The 20490-nt window shown below is 71.3% G+C and carries 17 protein-coding genes; 2 read left to right on the forward strand and 15 right to left on the reverse strand.

From position 1 onward, the window contains the following. Positions 1–58: 58 nt before the first annotated feature. The 14 genes from aroB to ACZ5FU_RS17835 form a co-directional block, all read right to left on the reverse strand. Entirely contained in the window at positions 59–1150 is a 1092-nt protein-coding gene (aroB, locus tag ACZ5FU_RS17770) for a 3-dehydroquinate synthase (protein WP_451530997.1), read from the reverse strand. Continuing rightward, positions 1147–1662, reverse strand: coding sequence for a shikimate kinase (locus tag ACZ5FU_RS17775; protein ID WP_451530998.1), 516 nt, complete (start codon positions 1660–1662; stop codon positions 1147–1149). Before ACZ5FU_RS17775 ends, aroB begins: the two co-directional genes overlap by 4 nt. After that, positions 1659–2843, reverse strand: a complete 1185-nt coding sequence (aroC, locus tag ACZ5FU_RS17780) for a chorismate synthase (RefSeq protein ID WP_451530999.1) — start codon at positions 2841–2843, stop codon at positions 1659–1661. The genes ACZ5FU_RS17775 and aroC overlap by 4 nt, the downstream gene beginning before the upstream one ends. 205 nt (positions 2844–3048) lie before the next feature. Continuing rightward, positions 3049–3903 (reverse strand): shikimate dehydrogenase, encoded by an 855-nt coding sequence (locus ACZ5FU_RS17785; protein WP_451780844.1) that lies wholly within the window; start codon positions 3901–3903, stop codon positions 3049–3051. 4 nt (positions 3904–3907) lie between these two features. Then, positions 3908–5662, reverse strand: a complete 1755-nt coding sequence (mltG, locus tag ACZ5FU_RS17790) for an endolytic transglycosylase MltG (protein WP_451531001.1) — start codon at positions 5660–5662, stop codon at positions 3908–3910. A 122-nt stretch (positions 5663–5784) separates the two neighbouring features. After that, positions 5785–6249, reverse strand: coding sequence for a Holliday junction resolvase RuvX (ruvX, locus tag ACZ5FU_RS17795; RefSeq protein ID WP_451531019.1), 465 nt, complete (start codon positions 6247–6249; stop codon positions 5785–5787). A gap of 8 nt (positions 6250–6257) precedes the next feature. After that, on the reverse strand, positions 6258–8930 hold the full coding sequence (alaS, locus tag ACZ5FU_RS17800; protein ID WP_469045526.1) for an alanine--tRNA ligase: 2673 nt from the start codon (positions 8928–8930) through the stop codon (positions 6258–6260). Continuing rightward, positions 8930–9277, reverse strand: coding sequence for a hypothetical protein (locus ACZ5FU_RS17805; protein WP_451531003.1), 348 nt, complete (start codon positions 9275–9277; stop codon positions 8930–8932). Before ACZ5FU_RS17805 ends, alaS begins: the two co-directional genes overlap by 1 nt. 10 nt (positions 9278–9287) lie before the next feature. After that, a complete protein-coding gene (locus ACZ5FU_RS17810) occupies positions 9288–9755 on the reverse strand; it encodes a DUF948 domain-containing protein (protein WP_469045527.1) in 468 nt (155 codons plus the stop codon). Positions 9756–9959: 204 nt separating this feature from the next. Next, positions 9960–10574 (reverse strand): 30S ribosomal protein S4, encoded by a 615-nt coding sequence (gene rpsD / locus ACZ5FU_RS17815; protein WP_363091367.1) that lies wholly within the window; start codon positions 10572–10574, stop codon positions 9960–9962. Between the two features lie 300 nt (positions 10575–10874). Then, complete coding sequence (locus ACZ5FU_RS17820; protein ID WP_451780839.1) at positions 10875–12230, reverse strand: replication-associated recombination protein A; 1356 nt, start codon at positions 12228–12230, stop codon at positions 10875–10877. Positions 12231–12294: 64 nt separating this feature from the next. After that, on the reverse strand, positions 12295–12954 hold the full coding sequence (locus ACZ5FU_RS17825; protein WP_451531005.1) for a vitamin K epoxide reductase family protein: 660 nt from the start codon (positions 12952–12954) through the stop codon (positions 12295–12297). Between the two features lie 281 nt (positions 12955–13235). After that, positions 13236–14498, reverse strand: a complete 1263-nt coding sequence (gene hisS, locus ACZ5FU_RS17830) for a histidine--tRNA ligase (protein WP_451531006.1) — start codon at positions 14496–14498, stop codon at positions 13236–13238. A gap of 12 nt (positions 14499–14510) precedes the next feature. After that, on the reverse strand, positions 14511–15218 hold the full coding sequence (locus tag ACZ5FU_RS17835) for an MBL fold metallo-hydrolase (protein ID WP_451531007.1): 708 nt from the start codon (positions 15216–15218) through the stop codon (positions 14511–14513). A gap of 179 nt (positions 15219–15397) precedes the next feature. Between ACZ5FU_RS17835 and ACZ5FU_RS17840 the strand changes: the two genes are divergently transcribed. Together ACZ5FU_RS17840 and ACZ5FU_RS17845 are read left to right on the forward strand one after the other, a co-directional pair. After that, on the forward strand, positions 15398–16213 hold the full coding sequence (locus ACZ5FU_RS17840; protein WP_451780837.1) for a peptidylprolyl isomerase: 816 nt from the start codon (positions 15398–15400) through the stop codon (positions 16211–16213). A gap of 142 nt (positions 16214–16355) precedes the next feature. Continuing rightward, positions 16356–17585: a DUF349 domain-containing protein gene (locus ACZ5FU_RS17845; RefSeq protein ID WP_451531009.1), complete on the forward strand. Its 1230-nt coding sequence runs from the start codon at positions 16356–16358 to the stop codon at positions 17583–17585. A 219-nt stretch (positions 17586–17804) separates the two neighbouring features. On the opposite strand, the gene ACZ5FU_RS17850 is transcribed toward ACZ5FU_RS17845, so the two are convergent. Then, positions 17805–20363 (reverse strand): RelA/SpoT family protein, encoded by a 2559-nt coding sequence (locus ACZ5FU_RS17850; protein ID WP_451531010.1) that lies wholly within the window; start codon positions 20361–20363, stop codon positions 17805–17807. Positions 20364–20490: the final 127 nt, after the last annotated feature.

Below are 20490 nucleotides of genomic sequence, written 5' to 3' on the forward strand. Positions count from 1 at the left end.
GGGTGGTGCGCAGTGCCCGGTGCGCCGAGCGGATCGGACGGACGGGGACCCTGCGGACCTACTCGGCCACCTCGCCGTACGCGGCGAGCAGGACGGCCGGGTCGGGGCCCTCGATGACGGTGGGCTTGGCCAGGCCGTCGAGGACGATGAAGCGCAGCAGGTCGCCGCGGGACTTCTTGTCGACCTTCATGTTCTCCAGCAGCCGGGGCCACTGGTCGTAGCGGTAGTGCAGCGGCAGTCCCACCGACTCCAGCACGGTGCGGTGGCGGTCGGCCGTGGCGTCGTCCAGCCGGCCGGCCAGGCGGCCCAGCTCGGCGGCGAAGTGCAGGCCGACCGAGACGGCGGCGCCGTGCCGCCACTTGTAGCGCTCGTTCTTCTCGATGGCGTGGGCGAGCGTGTGGCCGTAGTTGAGGATCTCCCGCGGGCCCGACTCCTTGAGGTCGGAGGAGACGACGTCCGCCTTGACCTGGATGGAGCGCTCGATCAGCTCGGCGGTGTGCGGGCCGGCCGGGGTGCGGGCGGCCTGGGGGTCGGCCTCGACGAGGTCGAGGATGACCGGGTCGGCGATGAAGCCGGCCTTGATGACCTCGGCGAGCCCGGAGACGTAGTCGTGGACCGGGAGGGAATCCAGCGCGGCCAGGTCGCAGAGCACGCCGGCCGGCGGGTGGAAGGCGCCGACGAGGTTCTTGCCCTCGGCGGTGTTGATGCCGGTCTTGCCGCCGACGGCCGCGTCCACCATGGCGAGCACGGTGGTCGGAATGGCGATCCAGCGCACTCCGCGCAGCCAGGTGGCGGCCACGAACCCGGCGAGGTCGGTGGTCGCGCCGCCGCCGACGCCCACCACGACGTCGGTGCGGGTGAACCCGGACTGGCCGAGCGCCTTCCAGCAGTAGGCCGCGACCTCGGCGGTCTTGGCCTCCTCCGCGTTGGGCACCTGGATGGCGACCGCCTCGTACCCCTGTTCGGCCAGGTCGGCGCGGAGCGCCTCCCCGGTCTCGGCGAGCGCCTCGGGGTGGATCACCGCGACCCGCTTCGCGCGGTCGCCGATCAGGCCGCCCAGCTCGCCGAGGAGCCGGCGGCCCACCAGCACCTCGTACGGCTCGGAGCCGGCGCTGCCGCCGATCCGGATCCGCTTCACTGCCTCACTCATGCCTGCTTCAACTCCAACGCGTCCAGGGTTGCCTGGGTGACCTCTTCCGGCGTCCGGCCGTCCGTCGCCACGACCGCGGTGGCGACCTCCTCGTAGAGGTGCCGACGGGCCTCCATCAGCTCGCGCCACTGCTTGCGCGGGTTGACGGCGAGCAGCGGGCGGGCGGCGTTGAGGCCGGTCCGCTTGACGGCCTCCTCGACGTCCATCGACAGGTAGACCACCCGGTGCCCGGCCAGCAGGCCACGCGTCTCCTCGTCCAGGACCGAGCCGCCGCCGAGCGCCAGGACGCCGTCGTGCTCGTCGAGGGCGCGCAGCACGGCCGTCTTCTCCACGGTGCGGAAGGCCGCCTCGCCCTCCTCGACGAAGATGTCGGCGATGGCGCGGCCCTGCGCGGCGACGATGTCGTCGTCGGTGTCCCGGTAGGCGACCTGGAGCCGCTCGGCCAGCTGCTGACCGACGGTGGACTTGCCGACGCCCATCGGCCCGACCAGGACGACCAGCGGACCGCTCATCGGACGGGGAGGTTGTCGAGGTACGACCGCACGTTGCGGCGGGTCTCGGCGACGCTGTCGCCGCCGAACTTCTCCGCGACGGCGTCCGCGAGGACGAGCGCGACCATGGCCTCGGCGACGATGCCGGCCGCCGGTACGGCGCAGACGTCGGAACGCTGGTGGTGGGCCTGCGTGGCCTCGCCGGTGGCCACGTCCACGGTCCGCAGCGCGCGCGGCACGGTGGCGATCGGCTTCATGGCCGCGCGGACGCGCAGCAGTTCACCGGTGGACAGTCCGCCCTCGGTGCCGCCGGCGCGGCCGGAGGTCCGGCGCAGCCCCTCGGGGGTGCCGACGATCTCGTCGTGCGCCTGCGATCCGGGCACGCGCGCGAGGCCGAAGCCGTCGCCGACCTCGACGCCCTTGATCGCCTGGATGCCCATGAGGGCACCGGCCAGCCGGGCGTCCAGCTTGCGGTCCCAGTGCACGTGCGAGCCCAGGCCCACCGGCACGTCGTAGGCCAGCACCTCGACGACTCCGCCGAGGGTGTCGCCGTCCTTGTGGGCCTGGTCGATCTCGGCGACCATCGCCTTCGACGCGTCCGCGTCCAGGCAGCGCACCGGGTCGGCGTCCAGCCTCTCGACGTCGGCGGGGGTCGGGTACACGCCGTACGGCGCCTTGGCGGCGGCGATCTCCACGACGTGGGACACGATCTCGACGCCGGCCGTCTCCTTCAGGTACGACCGGGCGACGGCGCCGAGCGCCACGCGGGCGGCCGTCTCGCGGGCGGAGGCGCGCTCCAGGATCGGCCGGGCCTCGTCGAAGCCGTACTTCTGCATGCCGGCCAGGTCGGCGTGGCCGGGGCGGGGGCGGGTCAGCGGCGCGTTGCGGGCGAGCCCGGCGAGCACCTCGGGGTCGACCGGGTCGGCCGCCATGACCTGGTCCCACTTCGGCCACTCGGTGTTGCCCACCATGACCGCGACCGGGGAACCGAGGGTGAGGCCGTGGCGGACACCGCCGAGGAAGGTCACCTCGTCCCGCTCGAACTTCATCCGCGCACCGCGCCCGTAGCCGAGCCGGCGCCTCGCCAGATGGTCCGCCACCATGTCCGTGGTGATCGGCACGCCGGCGGGAAGGCCCTCCAGCGTCGCCACGAGTGCGGGACCGTGGGACTCCCCCGCGGTCAGCCAGCGCAACCTGCTCAACGGTGCTCCTCAGTCTCGCGCCTGGTACTGCCCTGCGTACGCACGTCCTCGCGTACGGCAACGGCGTGACCGGGTGCGCGACCCTGGTCCGCCACCCCCGATCCTCCCACGTCCGCCGCCCGGAACCGGCCGCCGGTCCACCTGGCGGACGTCGGGTGCCACAGGGCGGGCTCCCGCGTGGGGCGGGCCGGGCGCGGCGATCCCGCTACGGGCGGGAGGCGAGCGCGTGCTCCCCGGCCTTGCGCATCGCGTCCAGGGGGGCCGGGGAGCGGCCGGTCATCCGCTCCACCTGGAGCGCCGCCTGGTGCACCAGCAGATCGAGGCCGCTGACGACGGCTCCGCCGAACATCGACCAGCGGGCGGCCAGTTCGGTCGGCCAGGGGTGGTAGAGCACGTCGAAGAGAGTGGCGGGCCGCTCCGGTACGGCGGTGGCCAGCGCGTCGGTGGTGCCCGCCGGCGTGGTGGCGATCACCAGGGGCGCGCGCAGCGCCTCGGCCGCGTCGGCCCAGTCGGCCGTGCGGACGTCGACGTCGAGGCGCTCGCCCCACCGCCGCATCTCGGCGGCGCGGTCCGCGCTGCGCACGTAGACCACGACCTCGCCCGCGCAGACCCTGGCCAGCGCGGCCAGCGCGGAGGAGGCGGTGGCGCCGGCGCCGAGGATCGCGGCCGAGTCGACCTGCTCGACGCCGTGCTCGCGCAGGGCGGCGACCATGCCGGGGATGTCGGTGTTGTCGCCGACGCGGCGGCCGTCCTCGGTGAACACCAGGGTGTTGACCGCCTCGACGGCGGCCGCCGTCTCGCCGACCTCGTCCAGCAGGGGGAGGACCGCGCGCTTGAGCGGCATGGTCAGCGACAGTCCCGCCCACTCGGCCCCGAGCCCCTCGACGAAGGAGGGCAGGGCCGCCTCGTCCACGTCGAAGAGGTCGTACGTCCACCGCGTGAGGTCCATCGCCCGGTACGCGGCGCGGTGCAGCACCGGGGAGAGGGAGTGGGCGACGGGGCTGCCGAGCACGGCGGCGCGGTGCCGGTGGACGGGCTCGGGTCGGGTGGTGGCGGTCATGTCCTCAGTTACCGGCGCTCTCGTTGAACTTGTCCTTGAGCTCTTCGAACTCCGCGTAGGTCTTGGCGAACTCGGTCTTGTTCTGGCCGTCGGTCGCCACGAAGTAGATCCAGCCGTCGCTCGTCGGGGTCAGCGCGGCCGTCAGCGCCTCGGCCCCGGGGTTCCCGATCGGCCCGGGCGGGAGGCCCCTCTGCGTGTACGTGTTGTACGGGTCCTGGTTGCTGTTGATCTCGGACTCGCTGATGTGGATGTTGCTCTCGTTCTTCAGGTAGTTGAAGGTCGAGTCGAACTGGAGCAGCTGGTTGGTCTCGGTGTTCGTCGGCTTGAGGCGGTTGTAGACCACCTCCGCCATCTTGCGGAAGTCGTCGTGCGTCTTGCCCTCCGCCTGGACCAGGCTGGCGACCGTGATGACCTGGAGCGGGTTCTCCAGTTTCAGCGCCTCGGCCTTGGCCGCGAGGTCGTACTTGTCGTAGGCGTCCTCGGCCCGGCCGATCATCTGCTTGAGGACCGCGGCGGGCTTCATGCCCTTGGCCGCGGGATAGGTGCCGGGGTAGAGGAAGCCCTCCAACGGGTCCTTGACGTCGCCGTCGGCGTTCGCCCAGTCGGGCAGGCCGAGGGTTGCGGACTCCTTCTCCGCGACGCCCCGGGTGGTGCCGGCGGCGAGGCCGAGTTTGGTGTCGATGGCCTTGTAGACGACGATGTTCCGCTGGCCGGGCGTGACCATCACGTTGGCCTGGCTCTTGGGGTCGAGCATCATCTCCACGGCGCTCTTGGCGGACATCTCCTTCTTGAGGATGTACGCGCCCGCCTGGATCTTGTCCCCGTCGTTGGTGGTGAAGGCGGACACGAAGGCGTCGACGCTCTTCACCACCCCGGCGTCCTTCAGTCTGCGGCCGATGTCGACGCCGCGGGCGCCTTTGGGGATCTCGATGCTGACGGTCTCGCCGGTGCCGCCGCCCGCGAAATCGGGTGCCGTGCTGTGACGGCTCTGATAGAACTGGTAACCGAAATAGGTGACGCCGCCGAGGCCACCGCCGAACACCAGCAGGACGACCAGGCAGGCACAGCCGTTGCGGCTCTTCTTGTTCTTGGCGCCCTTGCCTTCCTTGGAGCCCTTGCCGCCACGGCCGCGCCGGTCGCCGCGCGCCTCCGGCTCGTCGTCGTCCTCGTCGTCTCCTTCGCCACCCGCGAAGAAGGCGTGCTCGCCCTGGTCGGGACCGGGGTCCCAGTCGGGCCGCGGCTGCTCCGCCTCGGGTTCCGGTTCCGGCTCGGCGCGCCTGCGCGCGGGCGGTTCCGGGGGCGGATAGGCGTCCGGCGTCCCGTAGAGGTCGGGCTGTTCGGCGCCGTAGGCCGCGGCCTGCTGGCCGTACGGGTCACCGGGGTCGGCCGCGTACGGGACGTGCGCGTGGCTGCCGGTGCCGTCCCAGCCGCCCTCCTGGTAGGCCGGCTGGTCCTGGTGGGGGTACTGCCGGCCCTGAGCGGCGTACTGCTGCTGTTCGTAGGACTGCTGGTACTGCTGCTGGTACTGCTGCTGCTCGTACTGTTGCCGGTCGTACTGCTGCGGCCGGCCGTCGTTCCAGTCCGGGTACTCCTGGTACTCCTGCTGCTGCGGCTGCTGCGGGTACTGGTGCTGCGGCTGGCCGCCGTGGGCAGGCTGGTGGCCGGCGTGGCCCTGCTGCCCTTCCCATCCGCCGTCCCCGTACAACGGGTCCTGCGGATGCCACGGTTCGGAGCCGGGGCCCCGGCCATACTCAGTCATCGATCCCCTAGAGCCGCGAGGCGGCGGTCGCGCGGCTTGTGGGTCCGGCTACCGTCCCGCCTCTTTCTGTGCGGTCACTGTTCGAACACCACCGCATCGCGCGGAACGTTACCGTACCGCGATCAGATGACCACTTCGACGCCCTCGCCGGGTGCCGAGCCTGACACCCGTTCGGATTCCAGGGCCTGCTGAAGGATGATCACAGCGGCCGCCTGGTCGATGAAGGAACGTCCCTTCTTGGATTTCACGCCCGAGGCGCGCAGGCCCTGGCTGGCCGTCACCGTCGTCATCCGCTCGTCGACCAGCCGGACCGGGACCGGTGCGATGCCCTTGGCCAGCTCCTGGGCGAAGGCGCGCACCTTGACCGCGGCCGGGCCCTCGCCCCCCTTGAGGGAGCGGGGGAGACCGACGACGACCTCGATCGGCTCGTACTCCTCGACGAGCTGCCGCAGCCGACGGTGGGCCGCCGGGACGTCCCGGCCGGGGACCGTCTCCACCGGGGTGGCGAGGATCCCGTCGGGGTCGCACGAGGCGACCCCGATCCGGGCGTCCCCGACGTCGACGGCGAGACGGCGGCCCTTGCGCATGGGACGGCTCACTTGGCCGATTCCGCCACGAGCCGCTCGACGGCGTCGACGGCCTCGCCGACGGCGGCCGGGTTCTGGCCACCGCCCTGGGCGACGTCCGGCTTGCCGCCGCCGCCGCCGCCGAGGGTCTTGGCCGCCGTGCGGACCAGGTCGCCGGCCTTGAGGCCGCGCTCGCGGGCGGCCTCGTTGGTGGCGATGACGGTGAGCGGCTTGCCGTTGTTGACCGTGAACAGGGCGACCACGGCGGCCCGGCCGCCCTGGATGCGGCCGCGCACGTCGAGGACCAGCTTGCGCAGGTCGTCCGGCGTGGTGCCGTCCGGGACCTGCCCGGTGACGACGGCGATGCCGCGGACGTCCTTGGCGGACCCGGCGAGGCCGGCGGCGGCCTGCAGGACCTTCTCCGCGCGGAACTTCTCGATCTCCTTCTCGGCGTCCTTCAGCTTGCCGAGCATGACGGAGACCTTCTCCGGAAGCTCCTCCGGGCGGCCCTTGATCAGCTCCTGGAGCTGGGCGACGACCGTGTGCTCACGGGCCAGGAAGTTGTAGGCGTCGACGCCGACGAGGGCCTCGATGCGGCGCACGCCCGAACCGATCGACGACTCGCCGAGCAGCTTCACCAGGCCGAGCTGGGCGGTGTTGTGCACGTGGGTGCCGCCGCACAGCTCCTTGGAGAAGTCGCCGATGGTCACGACGCGGACCCGCTCGCCGTACTTCTCGCCGAACTCGGCGATGGCACCCTGCTTCTTGGCCTCGTCCAGGCTGAGGATCTCGGCGTGCACGTCCAGGTCGCGGGCGAGCACCTCGTTGATCTTCTGCTCGACGTCGGTCATCACGGCCGTGGGCACGGCGGCGGGGGAACCGAAGTCGAAGCGGAAGCGGCCGGGCTGGTTCTCGGAACCGGCCTGGGCGGCCGTCGGGCCGAGGGCGTCGCGCAGGGCCTGGTGGGTGAGGTGCGTGGCCGAGTGGGCCCGGGCGATGGCCGTACGGCGGCGGCCGTCGATCGAGGCGTGGGCCTTGGCCCCGACGGTCACCTCGCCGAACTGGACGACGCCCTTGTGGACGTACACGCCCGGCACCGGCTTCTGGGTGTCGCGGATCTCGACGACGGCACCGGTGTCGACCTTGATACGGCCGGTGTCGCCGATCTGGCCGCCGCCCTCGGCGTAGAACGGGGTGCGGTCCAGGACGATCTCGACCTCGTCGCCCTCGGTGGCCGCCGGGGAGGAGACGCCGTCGACGAGGATGCCGACGATCGTGGTCTCGCCCTCGGTGTCGGTGTAGCCGATGAAGGCGGTCTCACCGGCCTTGTCGGCGATCTCGCGGTAGGCGCCGGTGCCGGCGTGGCCGGTCTTCTTGGCCTGGGCGTCGGCCTTGGCGCGCTCGCGCTGTTCCTTCATCAGGCGGCGGAAGCCGTCCTCGTCCACCGAGAGGCCCTGTTCGGCGGCCATCTCCAGGGTGAGGTCGATCGGGAAGCCCCAGGTGTCGTGGAGCAGGAAGGCCTTGTCGCCGGCGAGGACCTGGCCGCCGGCGGCCTTGGTCTCGGTGACGGCGGTGTCCAGGATGTTGGTGCCGGCCTTGAGCGTCTTGAGGAAGGCGTTCTCCTCGGCGACGGCGACCTTCTCGATGCGCTCGCGGTCCGTGATGAGCTCGGGGTACTGCCGGCCCATCATCGCGATGACGGTGTCGATGAGGCCCTTGACCACCGGGCCGGTGGCCCCGAGCAGACGCATGTTGCGGATGGCGCGGCGCATGATGCGGCGCAGGACGTAACCGCGGCCCTCGTTGCCGGGGGTCACCCCGTCGCCGATCAGCATCACCGAGGTGCGCATGTGGTCGGTGACCACGCGCAGGGAGACGTCCGAGGCGTGGGCGTCGCCGTAGGCCACACCGGTCAGCTCGGTGGCCTTCTCGATGACGGCCATGGAGGTGTCGATCTCGTACATGTTCTGCACGCCCTGCAGGATCATGGCGAGGCGTTCCAGGCCGAGGCCCGTGTCGATGTTCTTGCTCGGCAGCTCACCGAGGATCTCGAAGTTGTCCTTGCCGATGCCCTCGCCCCGCTCGTACTGCATGAAGACGAGGTTCCAGATCTCCACGTACCGCTCGTCGTTGACGGCGGGGCCGCCCTCGACGCCGAACTCGGGGCCGCGGTCGTAGTTGATCTCGGAGCAGGGACCGCAGGGGCCGGGGACGCCCATGGACCAGTAGTTGTCCTTCATGCCGAGGCGCTGGATGCGCTCCTTCGGCACCCCGACGACCTCGTGCCAGATGCGCTCGGCCTCGTCGTCGTCCTGGTAGACGGTGATCCAGAGCTTCTCCGGCTCCAGGCCGTAACCACCCTTGTCCTGGGAGCCGGTGAGCAGCTCCCAGGCGTGCTTGATGGCGCCTTCCTTGAAGTAGTCGCCGAAGGAGAAGTTGCCGCACATCTGGAAGAACGTGCCGTGGCGGGTGGTCTTGCCGACCTCTTCGATGTCGGGCGTGCGCACGCACTTCTGCACGCTGGTGGCGCGCTGGAAGGGCGGCTTGACCTCGCCCAGGAAGTAGGGCTTGAAGGGCACCATGCCGGCGGGGACCAGGAGCAGAGTCGGGTCGTCCGCGATGAGCGACGCCGAAGGGACGACGGTGTGCCCGCGCTCCTCGAAGAAGCTCAGCCAGCGGCGGCGGATCTCAGCCGACTCCATCAGTGGTCCTCATTCCGGTTGTACGGGTACGTCGTGTCGTCGACGTGCCTCGGCTTGCTGGGGTGGTTCTCGATGGCGGTGTACCGCCGGGGCGCGGGGAGTTCGGGGTCCGGGCGGAGTCCGAGCGCGTCCCCCAGTTCGGCCTCCCGCTGGGCCATGTTGTCGCGGACGTCGAGCGCGAAGCCCACCGCGCGGTCCTTCAGGCGCGCTCCCGTCTCGAGCGCCTTGTTGGCCGCGGTCGCGGCGAGGCTCTCGGGGGTCAGCTGCCTGAGCTTGCGGTTGACCTTGGTGGTGGCCCACACACCGGCGGCGACACCCGTGCTGAACCAGAACGTACGGCGGAACATCGCTTGAGTCTCAGTCCTTCTTCCGCTTGCCCCACCGCTGGGCCGGGACGGTCCGGCCCACGATCACGGTGCGTCGGGGCGCCTTGGCGGGCCCGTCTTCCTTGCGTCCGCCGAGGGCCCGGCGTACGCCGTAACCGAAGGCGGCGACCTTCACCAGGGGGCCGCCGAAGGTGGAGGCGACCGTGGTGGAGAGCGCGGAGGCGTTGGAGGTGACCTCCTGGACGTCCGAGGCGATCGCGTCGACCCGGTCGATCTGGGTCTGCGCCGAGCGCACCGCCGTGGAGGCGTCCGCCAGCAGCGGTACGGCCTGGTCGGTCACGTCCGCGACCAGCTTGGTGGTGGCCCTGAGCGTCTGGGCCAGTCTCGCGAGCGCGACCGCGAGGAAGGAGACCAGGATCGCCCAGAACACGGCCACCAGAATGCCGGCCACCTCTCCACCGGACACTGTGCACCCGCTCCCTGAAACGTGCCTCTGCATCGGAAAAGTCGTGCACCGAGCCTATCGCGCCGCCGGGACCGGTCCGCACCGGATTAACCGGCGGCGCGGGCCGCGTCGCCGCCGTGGACACGCGCGGACCCGGACACGCGCGGACCCGGACACGCGCGGACCCGCCGCCCCGCCCGCCCGGAGGGGCGGGGGGACGGCGGGTCCGGACACGGAAGTCCTGCGGCCGCCGGAGGATCAGCGGGCGTAGTACTCGACGACCAGCTGCTCGTCGCAGATGACCGGGATCTCCTTGCGGTTCGGCTCGCGGTCCAGGCGGAAGGCCAGGGCGCGGAGGTTCACCTGGAGGTAGCGCGGGGTCTCGCCGTCGGGGGCGAAGCCACCCTCGCGGGCGACCGCGAAGAGGGTCTTCTCGCGGCTGCGCTCGCGGACCATCACGACGTCGTCGGGACGGACGCGGAACGAGGGCTTGTCGACCTTCTGGCCGTTGACCTCGATGTGGCCGTGGACGACCATCTGGCGGGCCTGGTAGATCGTGCGGGCGATGCCCGAACGCAGGACCAGCGCGTCGAGACGGCGCTCGAGCTCGATGATCAGGGCCTCACCGGTCTTGCCCTGGACCTTGGAGGCACGCTCGTAGGCGCGGACGAGCTGACGCTCGGACACGTCGTACTGCGCGCGCAGACGCTGCTTCTCGAGCAGACGGACCTTGTAGTCCGAGTTCTGCTTGCGGCCGCGGCCGTGCTCACCCGGCGGGTAGGGGCGGGCCTCGAAGTACTTGACGGCCTTCGGGGTCAGCGCGATGCCGAGGGCACGCGACTTCTTGACCTTGGGGCGGGACTGGTTCGCCACTGTCTCTCATTTCCTGGTGTTCGGCTCGTCAGGGTTAAGGGAGGTCGCATTCGCAGCCGGGGAGACCCGCCGGGTCCACGGGGGACCTGCCGGGCAGCCGCTCCCCTGGTCTGGGCACATACGTGCAGCACGCGAGTGGCCCACCGACCCTGCCGGAACCCCGGCCGGTGGTGGGCTGCCCGCGACACCGTTCGACGGTGCGCGACGCTCCTGGAGCCGGTCCGCGAGGGACCGGGCTCCGGCTGACTGTCCCGTTCTGACAGCGCGGGACGCAGCGCTCGGGGAAAGTTTACAGGGTGCTCAGTCCCGCTTGCGACCGAGGTGCTTCCTGGTCCACTCCACGGCGTCCGAGTACCGCGCCTCCGCGCCGTGCCGGGTGGGCTCGTAGTACCGGCGGTCCTTGACGGTGTCCGGGGCGTACTGCTGGGGGGCGATCCCCTCGGGCAGGTCGTGCGGGTACACGTACCCCTGGGCGTGGCCCAGTTTGGCGGCCCCCTTGTAGTGCCCGTCCCTCAGGTGCGCCGGCACGGGCCCGGCCAGCCCCTTGCGCACGTCGTCCAGGGCGGCGCCTATCGCGGTCGTCGCGGAGTTCGACTTGGGGGCGAGGGCCAGGGCGATGGTGGCGTGGCTCAGGGTGAGGGCGGCCTCGGGGAAGCCGATCATGGCGACGGCCTGGGCGGCGGCGACCGCGATCGGCAGGGCTCCGGGGTCGGCCAGCCCGATGTCCTCGCTGGCGGAGATCATCAGGCGGCGGGCGATGAAACGGGGGTCCTCGCCCGCCTCGATCATGCGGGCCAGGTAGTGCAGGGCCGCGTCGACGTCGGAGCCGCGGATCGACTTGATCAGGGCGCTGGCGACGTCGTAGTGCTGGTCGCCGTCGCGGTCGTACTTCACGGCGGCCCGGTCGACCGTCTCCTCCAGGGTGGCGAGGGAGATCTGTGTCTCGCCCTTGTCCAGGGCGGCCCCGGCGGCGGCCTCCAGGGCGGTGAGGGCGCGGCGGGCGTCACCTCCGGCGATGCGCAGGAGGTGGTCCTCGGTGTCCTCGGGGAGGCCGACGGCGTCCTTCAGGCCGCGTTCGTCGGTCACCGCGCGCCGCAGCAGGCCGCGCAGGTCGTCGTCGGTGAGCGGTTCGAGGGTGAGCAGGAGCGAACGGGAGAGCAGGGGCGAGATGACCGAGAAGAACGGGTTCTCCGTGGTGGCCGCGATCAGGGTGACCCAGCGGTTCTCGACGGCGGGCAGGAGGGAGTCCTGCTGGGCCTTGCTGAAGCGGTGGATCTCGTCGAGGAAGAGGACGGTCTCCTTGCCGAAGCCGCCGGTGGCACGGCGGGCGCCGTCGATGACGGCACGGACCTCCTTGACGCCGGCGGTGATCGCGGACAGTTCGACGAAGCGGGCGTCGGTGGCCTTGGAGACGACGTAGGCCAGCGTGGTCTTGCCGGTGCCCGGCGGACCCCAGAGGATCACCGAGGAGGGACCGGCCGGGCCCCTGGCGCTCTCGCCGACCAGGCGGCGCAGGGGTGACCCCGGCTTCAGCAGGTGCTGCTGGCCCACGACCTCGTCGAGGGTGCGCGGGCGCATCCGGACCGCCAGGGGGCTCCCGGCGGGGTCCTTCTCCTGGCGTTCTTCGGCTGCGGCGGTGAACAGATCGGGCTCCACGCTGAAACCCTAGTTCACCGCACCGACAACGCCGTCGGCCGCCGAGAGGCCCCGGCCGGCCGGGTCAGCTGGTCCAGAAGTCCCACCAGCGGGTCAGGATCAGCATGCCGATGATGCCGATGTGCAGGACGGGCAGGACCCAGGTGAACTCGCCGAAGAAGCTCCTGAGCCAGCCGGGGGCGGGCAGGAGGCCGTTGCGGACGTTGAACGAGGTCACGTACCAGAACATGATGATCGTGGCGACCCAGGCCAGGGAGCACCACAGGCACAGGGCGTTGATGCGGTACAGGGACTGGAACATCAGCCAGGCGCAGAAGACGACCCCGAAGAGCGTGCCGGCGTTGAAGGTGAGCCAGTACCAGCGCGGGAAGCGGGCGCCCGCGAGCAGGCTGACGCCGACGCAGACGACGATGCCGTAGGCGACGAGGCCGAGCATCGGGTTGGGGAAGCCGAAGACCGAGGCCTGGTCGCTCTCCATGACGCTGCCGCAGGAGACGACGGGGTTGAGGCTGCACCCGGGGGTGAAGGTCTTGCCCTCGACCTTGGCCTCGAGGAGCTTGAACTTGTCGACCGTGATGACCCACGCGGCGAGCAGTCCGGCCGCGCCGGTGATCACCAGCAGCAGGGCGAACGCCCGGCTGCCGCCCGTCGTCCCGGCCGCGGCCGGTTCGGCGCGCCGCGGGCCGGGCTCGGTGGAGACGTCCTTGACTGTCGTCTTGCTCATCACGCCGATTCCGTCACTGGAGACCTGGACCTTCTTCGGGCACGGCCATTGTGCCGTACGCGCGCGCGTGCGCACCGTTCGCTCCACATAAGGGTGAAGGTGAGAGCCGGTACGGGTGTTCGGTTCCGGACAGCCGTACCGGGGTCCGGTCGCGGACACCCGCCGCACGGGGCGCCGGGCACCCGCCGCGCGGAACACCGGGCGCCGTGTCGGCCCGGTACCGGGGCACGACGAGGGCGCCGGACCTTCCGAGGAGAGGTCCGGCGCCCCACGCGTGGCCGTCAGCCGAGCCGTGACTCCAGCTCCGCGACGACCTCGTTCACGCCGACCGCCGTCTGCTCCCCGGACTCCAGGTCCTTGAGCTGGACCACGCCCTCGGCGAGGTCGCGTTCCCCCAGGAGCAGCGCGTACCGGGCGCCCGACCGGTTGGCCGCCTTCATCGCGGCCTTGAGGCCCTTGCCGCCGTAGGCGAAGTCGGCGGCGACGCCGTTCTTGCGCAGTTCGGAGACCTTCGAGAACAGCACCCGACGGGCCTCCTCGCCGAGCGGTACGGCGAACACACTGGTGGTGGCGGGGAGTTCGAGCTCGACGCCCTCCGCCTCCAGTGCCAGGACCGTGCGGTCGACGCCCAGCGCCCAGCCGACGGACGGCAGCGCGGGGCCGCCGATCATCTCGGACAGGCCGTCGTAGCGACCGCCGCCGCCCACCGCGGACTGCGAACCGAGACCGTCGTGGACGAACTCGAAGGTGGTGCGGGTGTAGTAGTCCAGGCCGCGGACCAGCTTCGGGTCGTCCTCGAAGACGACGCCGGCCGCCGTGATCAGCTCGCGGACCTCCTCGTGGTACGCCTTGCAGGCGTCGCAGAGGTAGTCGCGCAGCAGCGGGGCCCCGGCGAGCTGCTGCTGGACCTCCCGGCGCTTGTCGTCGAGGACCCGCAGCGGGTTGATCTCGGCGCGGCGGAGCGTGTCCTCGTCGAGGTCCAGGCCGCGCAGGAAGGTCTGCAGCGCCTCCCGGTACACCGGGCGGCACTCCTTGTCGCCCAGGCTGTTGAGCAGGATGCGGAAGTCCCGCAGTCCCAGGGAGCGGTACGCCTGGTCGGCCAGGATGACCAGCTCGGCGTCCAGCGCCGGGTCCTCGGCGCCGATCGCCTCGGCGCCGACCTGGGAGAAGTGGCGGTAGCGGCCCTTCTGGGGGCGCTCGTAGCGGTAGTACGAGCCGGAGTACCAGAGCTTGACCGGGAGGTTGCCGGTCTTGTGGAGGTTGGCCTCGAGAGCGGCGCGCAGGACGGACGCCGTCCCTTCGGGACGCAGCGCGAGCCGGTCACCGCCCTTGGTCTCGAAGGCGTACATCTCCTTGGTCACGATGTCGGTGGACTCACCGACTCCGCGCGCGAACAGTTCGACGTTCTCGAAACCGGGCGTCTCGACGTAGCCGTAGCCGGAGTTGCGCAGCGGGGCGGCGATCGCCTCGCGGACGGCCAGGTACGTGGCGCTGTCCGGCGGGATGAGGTCGTACGTGCCCTTGGGGGCCTGGAAGGTACTCACGGAGGTCTCTCGTCACATTCCTCGTCGGGGAGCCCGGGGGGCTCCCTGGCCGGCGGCCACCTGCCGCAGATACGGGTTGGCGGCGCGTTCCCGGCCGATGGTCGTGTGCTCATTGTGACCGGGCAGCACCACGGTGGAGTCGTCGAGCGGAAGGACCACGCGGGCCAACGACTCGAGCATGTCGTCCATGGAGCCACCGGGCATGTCGGTGCGTCCGATGGAGCCGGCGAACAGCAGGTCGCCCGAGAAGAGGACGGGCGGGACGTCCGCCCTCTCGGGCATCCGGAAGGTCACCGACCCCCTGGTATGGCCCGGTGCGTGCGCGACGGAGAACTCCAGCCCCGCCAGCTCCAGCTTCGCCCCGTCCGTCAGCTCACGGACGTCGTCGGGCTCCCCCACGGTCAGCTCGCCCAGCAGCGGCAGGCCGATGGACCGGCCGAGCCCCTTCTCGGGGTCGCTCATCATGAACCGGTCCTCGGGGTGGATCCAGGCCGGGACGTCGTGCGCCCCGCACACCGGGACGACCGAGGCCACGTGGTCGAGGTGGCCGTGGGTGAGGACGACGGCGACGGGCTTGAGCCGATGCTTCCTGATCGCTTCCTCGACTCCGGGGGCCGCCTGGTGGCCCGGGTCGATGATCACGCACTCCTCACCGGCGGCGGGGGCGACGAGGTAACAGTTCGTCGCCCAGGCCCCGGCGGGGAACCCGGCAATGAGCACGATCGTCCTTCGTTTGTGTCGATACGGGTGGCTTGAGGGCGGCTGCGCCTGTGGTCAGAGCCTACCGGCGCTGCCGATTCCTCAGCGAACCCATATACGGTACGGGGCACACGCAGGCGGTCGGCTCGCTGGACCCACGCGTACCGGTGGACATACGAGACGCACGAGGAGAGAACCCGGTGGTCACCCAGGAACAGCGCAAGCGTCAGCTCGCCCGGGAGAAGTTCTTGCGGCAGCAGCAGCGCCGTACGGCCCTGCGCCGCAAGGCACGCGCTCGCAACGCGGTGATCGCGTCGGTCCTCGGCGTGATCCTGGTGGGCAGTCTGGCGCTGTACACGACCGGCGTCCTCAAGGACGACGACAAGGCGAACGCGAGCTCCGAGGCGAGCCCGTCGGCCTCGCCCAGCGCCGTCGAGGACCCGTGCGAGAAGCCCGCCGCGGGCGCGGTCAAGACGCAGACGTGGAAGAAGGAGCCGGCGATCACGATCGACAAGTCGGCGAAGTACACGATGAAACTGGCCACGACCTGCGGTGACATAGACCTCGCGCTGAAGACGTCGGCGGCCCCGCACACCGTGAACTCGTTCTCCTTCCTCGCCGGCAAGGGCTACTTCGACCACACCAAGTGCCACCGGCTCACCACCAACGGCATCTTCGTGCTCCAGTGCGGCGACCCGACGGGCAGCGGCAGCGGCGGGCCCGGCTACACCATTCCGGACGAGAACCTGAAGGACACGAGCCTCAAGGCGAACGTCTACCCGGCCGGCACGGTGGCGATGGCCAACACCGGTCAGGCGAACAGCGGCGGCAGCCAGTTCTTCCTCGTCTACGAGGACAGCCAGCTCCCGCCCAGCTACACGCCGTTCGGCACGGTCTCCGAGGCCGGCATGGCCGTCCTCAAGAAGATCGCCGCCGCGGGCGAGAACACGGGTGCCGGCGACGGTGCTCCCAACGCGACCGTGGTGATCGACAAGGCGACGGTCGCCAAGTCCTGACGCCGACGCGGCCGGCCGACCGATTTCGGTCGCGCTGGATGCGGACAGGCGACCCGCCGGTCGCCTATGTTGGCCGTGACGAAACTGTGGACGATGCCCGGGGCGCCGAAGCCCTTCGGAGGCATCATGTGGAGGAGGCGCTGTGAGCAGCGACCCGTGGGGCCGCGTCGACGAGACGGGGACCGTGTACGTGCGTACGGCCGACGGTGAGCAGGTCGTCGGTTCCTGGCAGGCCGGCTCCCCCGAGGAGGCGCTGGCCTACTTCGAGCGCAAGTACGAGGGCCTGGTGGTCGAGATCGGCCTCCTCGAGAAGCGGGTGCGGACCACCGACCTGTCGGCGAAGGACGCCCAGGTCGCGATCGGCCACATTCGCGAGCAGGTGGACGCGCATCACGCGGTCGGCGACCTGGACGCGCTGCGCACCCGGCTGGACAAGCTGGTGGCGACGGTCGAGGCGCGCCGCGAGGAGCGCAAGCAGCAGCGGGCCAAGCAGTCCGACGAGGCCCGCAAGGCCAAGGAGGACCTCGTCGCGGAGGCCGAGCAGCTGGCGCAGTCCGACCAGTGGCGGGCGGCCGGTGAGCGGCTGCGGGCGCTGGTGGACACCTGGAAGGGGCTGCCGCGCCTGGACCGCAAGTCGGACGACGAGCTCTGGCACCGGTTCTCGCACGCCCGCTCGGCGTTCTCCAAGCGTCGCAAGGCCCACTTCGCGCAGCTCGACGCGCAGCGCGAGGACGCCCGCCGGGTCAAGGAGCGGCTGGTCGCCGAGGCCGAGGCGCTGTCCGGCTCGACCGACTGGGGTCCGACGGCCGCGCGCTACCGCGACCTGATGACCGAGTGGAAGTCGGCCGGCCGCGCCCAGCGCGAGCACGAGGACGACCTGTGGAACCGCTTCCGCGGCGCCCAGGACGTCTTCTTCGCCGCCCGCGGCTCGGTCTTCGCTGAGCGCGACGCCGAGCAGACGGAGAACCTGAAGCTGAAGGAGGAGCTGGCCGAGGAGGCCGAGAAGATCCTCCCGGTGACGGATCTCAAGGCGGCGCGGGCCGCGTTCCGCTCGGTCAACGAGCGCTGGGAGGCCATCGGTCACGTGCCGCGCGACGCCCGGCCGAAGGTCGAGGGCCGGATGCACGCCGTGGAGCGGGCCATCCAGGAGGCCGAGGAGGCCGAGTGGCGCCGGACCAACCCGGAGGCACGCGCGCGTGCCGAGGGTCTGACCGGTCAGCTCCAGGCGGCCGTGGACAAGCTGCGTTCCCAGATCGAGCAGGCGCGCGCCCAGGGCAACAGCGCCCGGGCCGACAAGCTGGAGCGTGAGCTGGAGGGCCGTCAGGCGCTGCTGGACCAGGCCCTCAAGGGTCTCCAGGAGTTCGGCGGCTGACACCGCCGGAGCCGGCTCGAGCGGCCCGGCCGTGGGAGACCACGGTCGGGCCGCTCGGCGTTCCCGGACCCGGCACGGCGTACGGTGCCCGGGTGTCTCACGGTGTCCGGAGAGCCGGGCGGCCCCGGGGGCGCGGGCGCGGCGGGCGGCGACGCGTCCGGCGGCGCCCCGCCCGTGCCTCTCCCCCGTCCCCGTCGCTCCCCGTCGTCCGCCCGCGGGTCAGGGCCTGCGGGCCGACGTCACCCGGTAGACGTCGTAGACGCCCTCGACCCCGCGGACGGCCTTCAGGACGTGGCCCAGGTGCTTGGGGTCGCCCATCTCGAAGGTGAAGCGGGAGGTGGCGACGCGGTCGCGGGAGGTCTGCACGGCCGCCGAGAGGATGTTGACGTGCTGGTCCGACAGGACGCGCGTGACGTCCGAGAGGAGCCGCGAGCGGTCCAGCGCCTCGACCTGGATGGCGACCAGGAAGACCGAGGACTGCGTCGGCGCCCACTCCACCTCGAGGATGCGCTCCGGCTCCCGCGAGAGCGAGTCCACGTTGACGCAGTCGCTGCGGTGCACCGAGACGCCGCTGCCGCGCGTGACGAAGCCGATGATGGGGTCGCCGGGGACGGGCGTGCAGCAGCGGGCCAGCTTGACCCACACGTCGTCGACGCCCTTGACGACCACGCCCGGGTCGTTGCTGCTGCGCCGCTTGCGCCCGCGACCGCGCGACGGGACCGTCTCGTCGATCTCCTCGCTCGCGGCCTCCTCGCCGCCGAGGGCCTGCACCAGCTTCTGCACGACGTTCTGCGCGGCGACGTGGCCCTCGCCGATCGCTGCGTACAGCGAGGAGATGTCCGGGTAGCGCATCTCGTGCGCGAGCGTGACCAGGGAGTCCCCGGTGAGGATGCGCTGGATCGGCAGGTTCTGCTTGCGCATCGCGCGGGCGATGGCGTCCTTGCCCTGCTCGATGGCCTCGTCGCGGCGCTCCTTGGAGAACCAGGCCCGGATCTTGTTGCGGGCGCGCGGCGACTTGACGAAGCCCAGCCAGTCGCGGGACGGTCCGGCGCCGACCGCCTTGGAGGTGAAGACCTCCACCAGGTCGCCGTTGTCCAGCGTGGACTCCAGCGGTACGAGTCTGCCGTTGACCCGTGCTCCTATCGTCCGGTGGCCGACCTCGGTGTGCACCGCGTACGCGAAGTCGACCGGTGTCGCCCCGGCCGGGAGCGCGATGACGTCGCCCTTCGGCGTGAAGACGAAGACCTCGTTGCGGGAGAGGTCGAAGCGCAGCGAGTCGAGGAACTCGCTGGGGTCCTCGGTCTCCTTCTGCCAGTCCAGGAGCTGCCGCAGCCACGCCATGTCGTTGAGGTGGTCGTCCTTGCCCTTGCCGGACGTCCTGGGCGCGTCGCTGCGGACCTTGGAGGCGCCGGCGACGGCTTCCTGCTTGTATTTCCAGTGCGCGGCGATGCCGTACTCGGCGCGGCGGTGCATGTCGAACGTGCGGATCTGGAGTTCGACCGGCTTGCCGTTGGGGCCGATGACCGTCGTGTGCAGCGACTGGTACATGTTGAACTTGGGCATCGCGATGTAGTCCTTGAACCGCCCCGGAACCGGGTTCCAGCGGGCGTGGACGGTGCCCAGCGCCGCGTAGCAGTCGCGGACGGTGTCCACCAGGACGCGGATGCCGACCAGGTCGTAGATCTCCGCGAAGTCGCGGCCGCGGACGATCATCTTCTGGTAGACGCTGTAGTAGTGCTTGGGGCGGCCGGTGACGGTCGCCTTGATGCGGGCGGCGCGCAGGTCGGCCTGGACCTCGTCGGTCACTATGGCCAGGTACTCGTCACGCTTGGGTGCCCTCTCGGCCACCAGCCGGACGATCTCGTCGTACATCTTGGGGTAGAGGATCGCGAAGGCGAGGTCCTCCAGTTCCCACTTGATGGTGTTCATGCCCAGGCGGTGGGCGAGCGGCGCGTAGATCTCGAGGGTCTCGCGCGCCTTCTTCTCCTGCTTCTCGCGCTTGAGGTAGCGCATGGTGCGCATGTTGTGCAGGCGGTCGGCGAGCTTGATGACCAGGACGCGCGGGTCCTTGGCCATGGCGACGACCATCTTGCGGACGGTCTCGGCCTGGGCGGCCTCGCCGAACTTGACCTTGTCGAGCTTGGTCACGCCGTCGACGAGGAGGGCGACCACGTCGCCGAAGTCACGGCGCAGGTCGTCCAGGCCGTACTCGGTGTCCTCGACCGTGTCGTGGAGCAGGCCCGCCATGAGGGTGGCCGGATCCATGCCCAGTTCGGCGAGGATCGTCGTCACCGCGAGCGGGTGCGTGATGTACGGGTCGCCGCTCTTGCGCTTCTGCCCGCGGTGCCAGCGCTCGGCGACCTGGTAGGCCTTCTCGATCTGGCGCAGGGTGGCGGTCTCGATCTTCGGGTCGTTGCTGCGCACTATCCGCAGCAGCGGTTCCAGGACCGGGTTGTACGGGTTCGCGCGCTGGACGCCGAGGCGGGCGAGGCGGGCCCGGACGCGGTTGGAGGAGCCGGAACGGGCGGACGGCTGCGCGGCGGGGCGGACGGCCGGCGGGGCGGGGCGCTCGGGCGAGGGGGACGCCGCCCGGGCCGCGTCGGGCGCGGGGGACGGCTTGGGGCGGGGCTGCTCGGCCGGCTGCTGCTCGACGGGGGCGGAGCGGTCGTGCTCGACCTGCCCGCGGGCGTCGTCGGGCGCCCGCGGCGCGGGCTCGGCCGCGGGCTCCGAGGGCGACTCGGGCTTGGCGGCGGTCAGGTGCTGGGCCTCGTCTGGCAAGAGGGCTCCTCGTGCGCGATCCGGGTGCCCCGGTCAGGCTCCGGAGCATCCATCGTAGCGATCCCGGGCTCCGGGATCGCCTCCGGACCGGTGGGAGAGCGGTCCGCCCGTGGAACGCGAGGGGCGG

Source organism: Streptomyces sp. NPDC031554 (assembly GCF_055580685.1).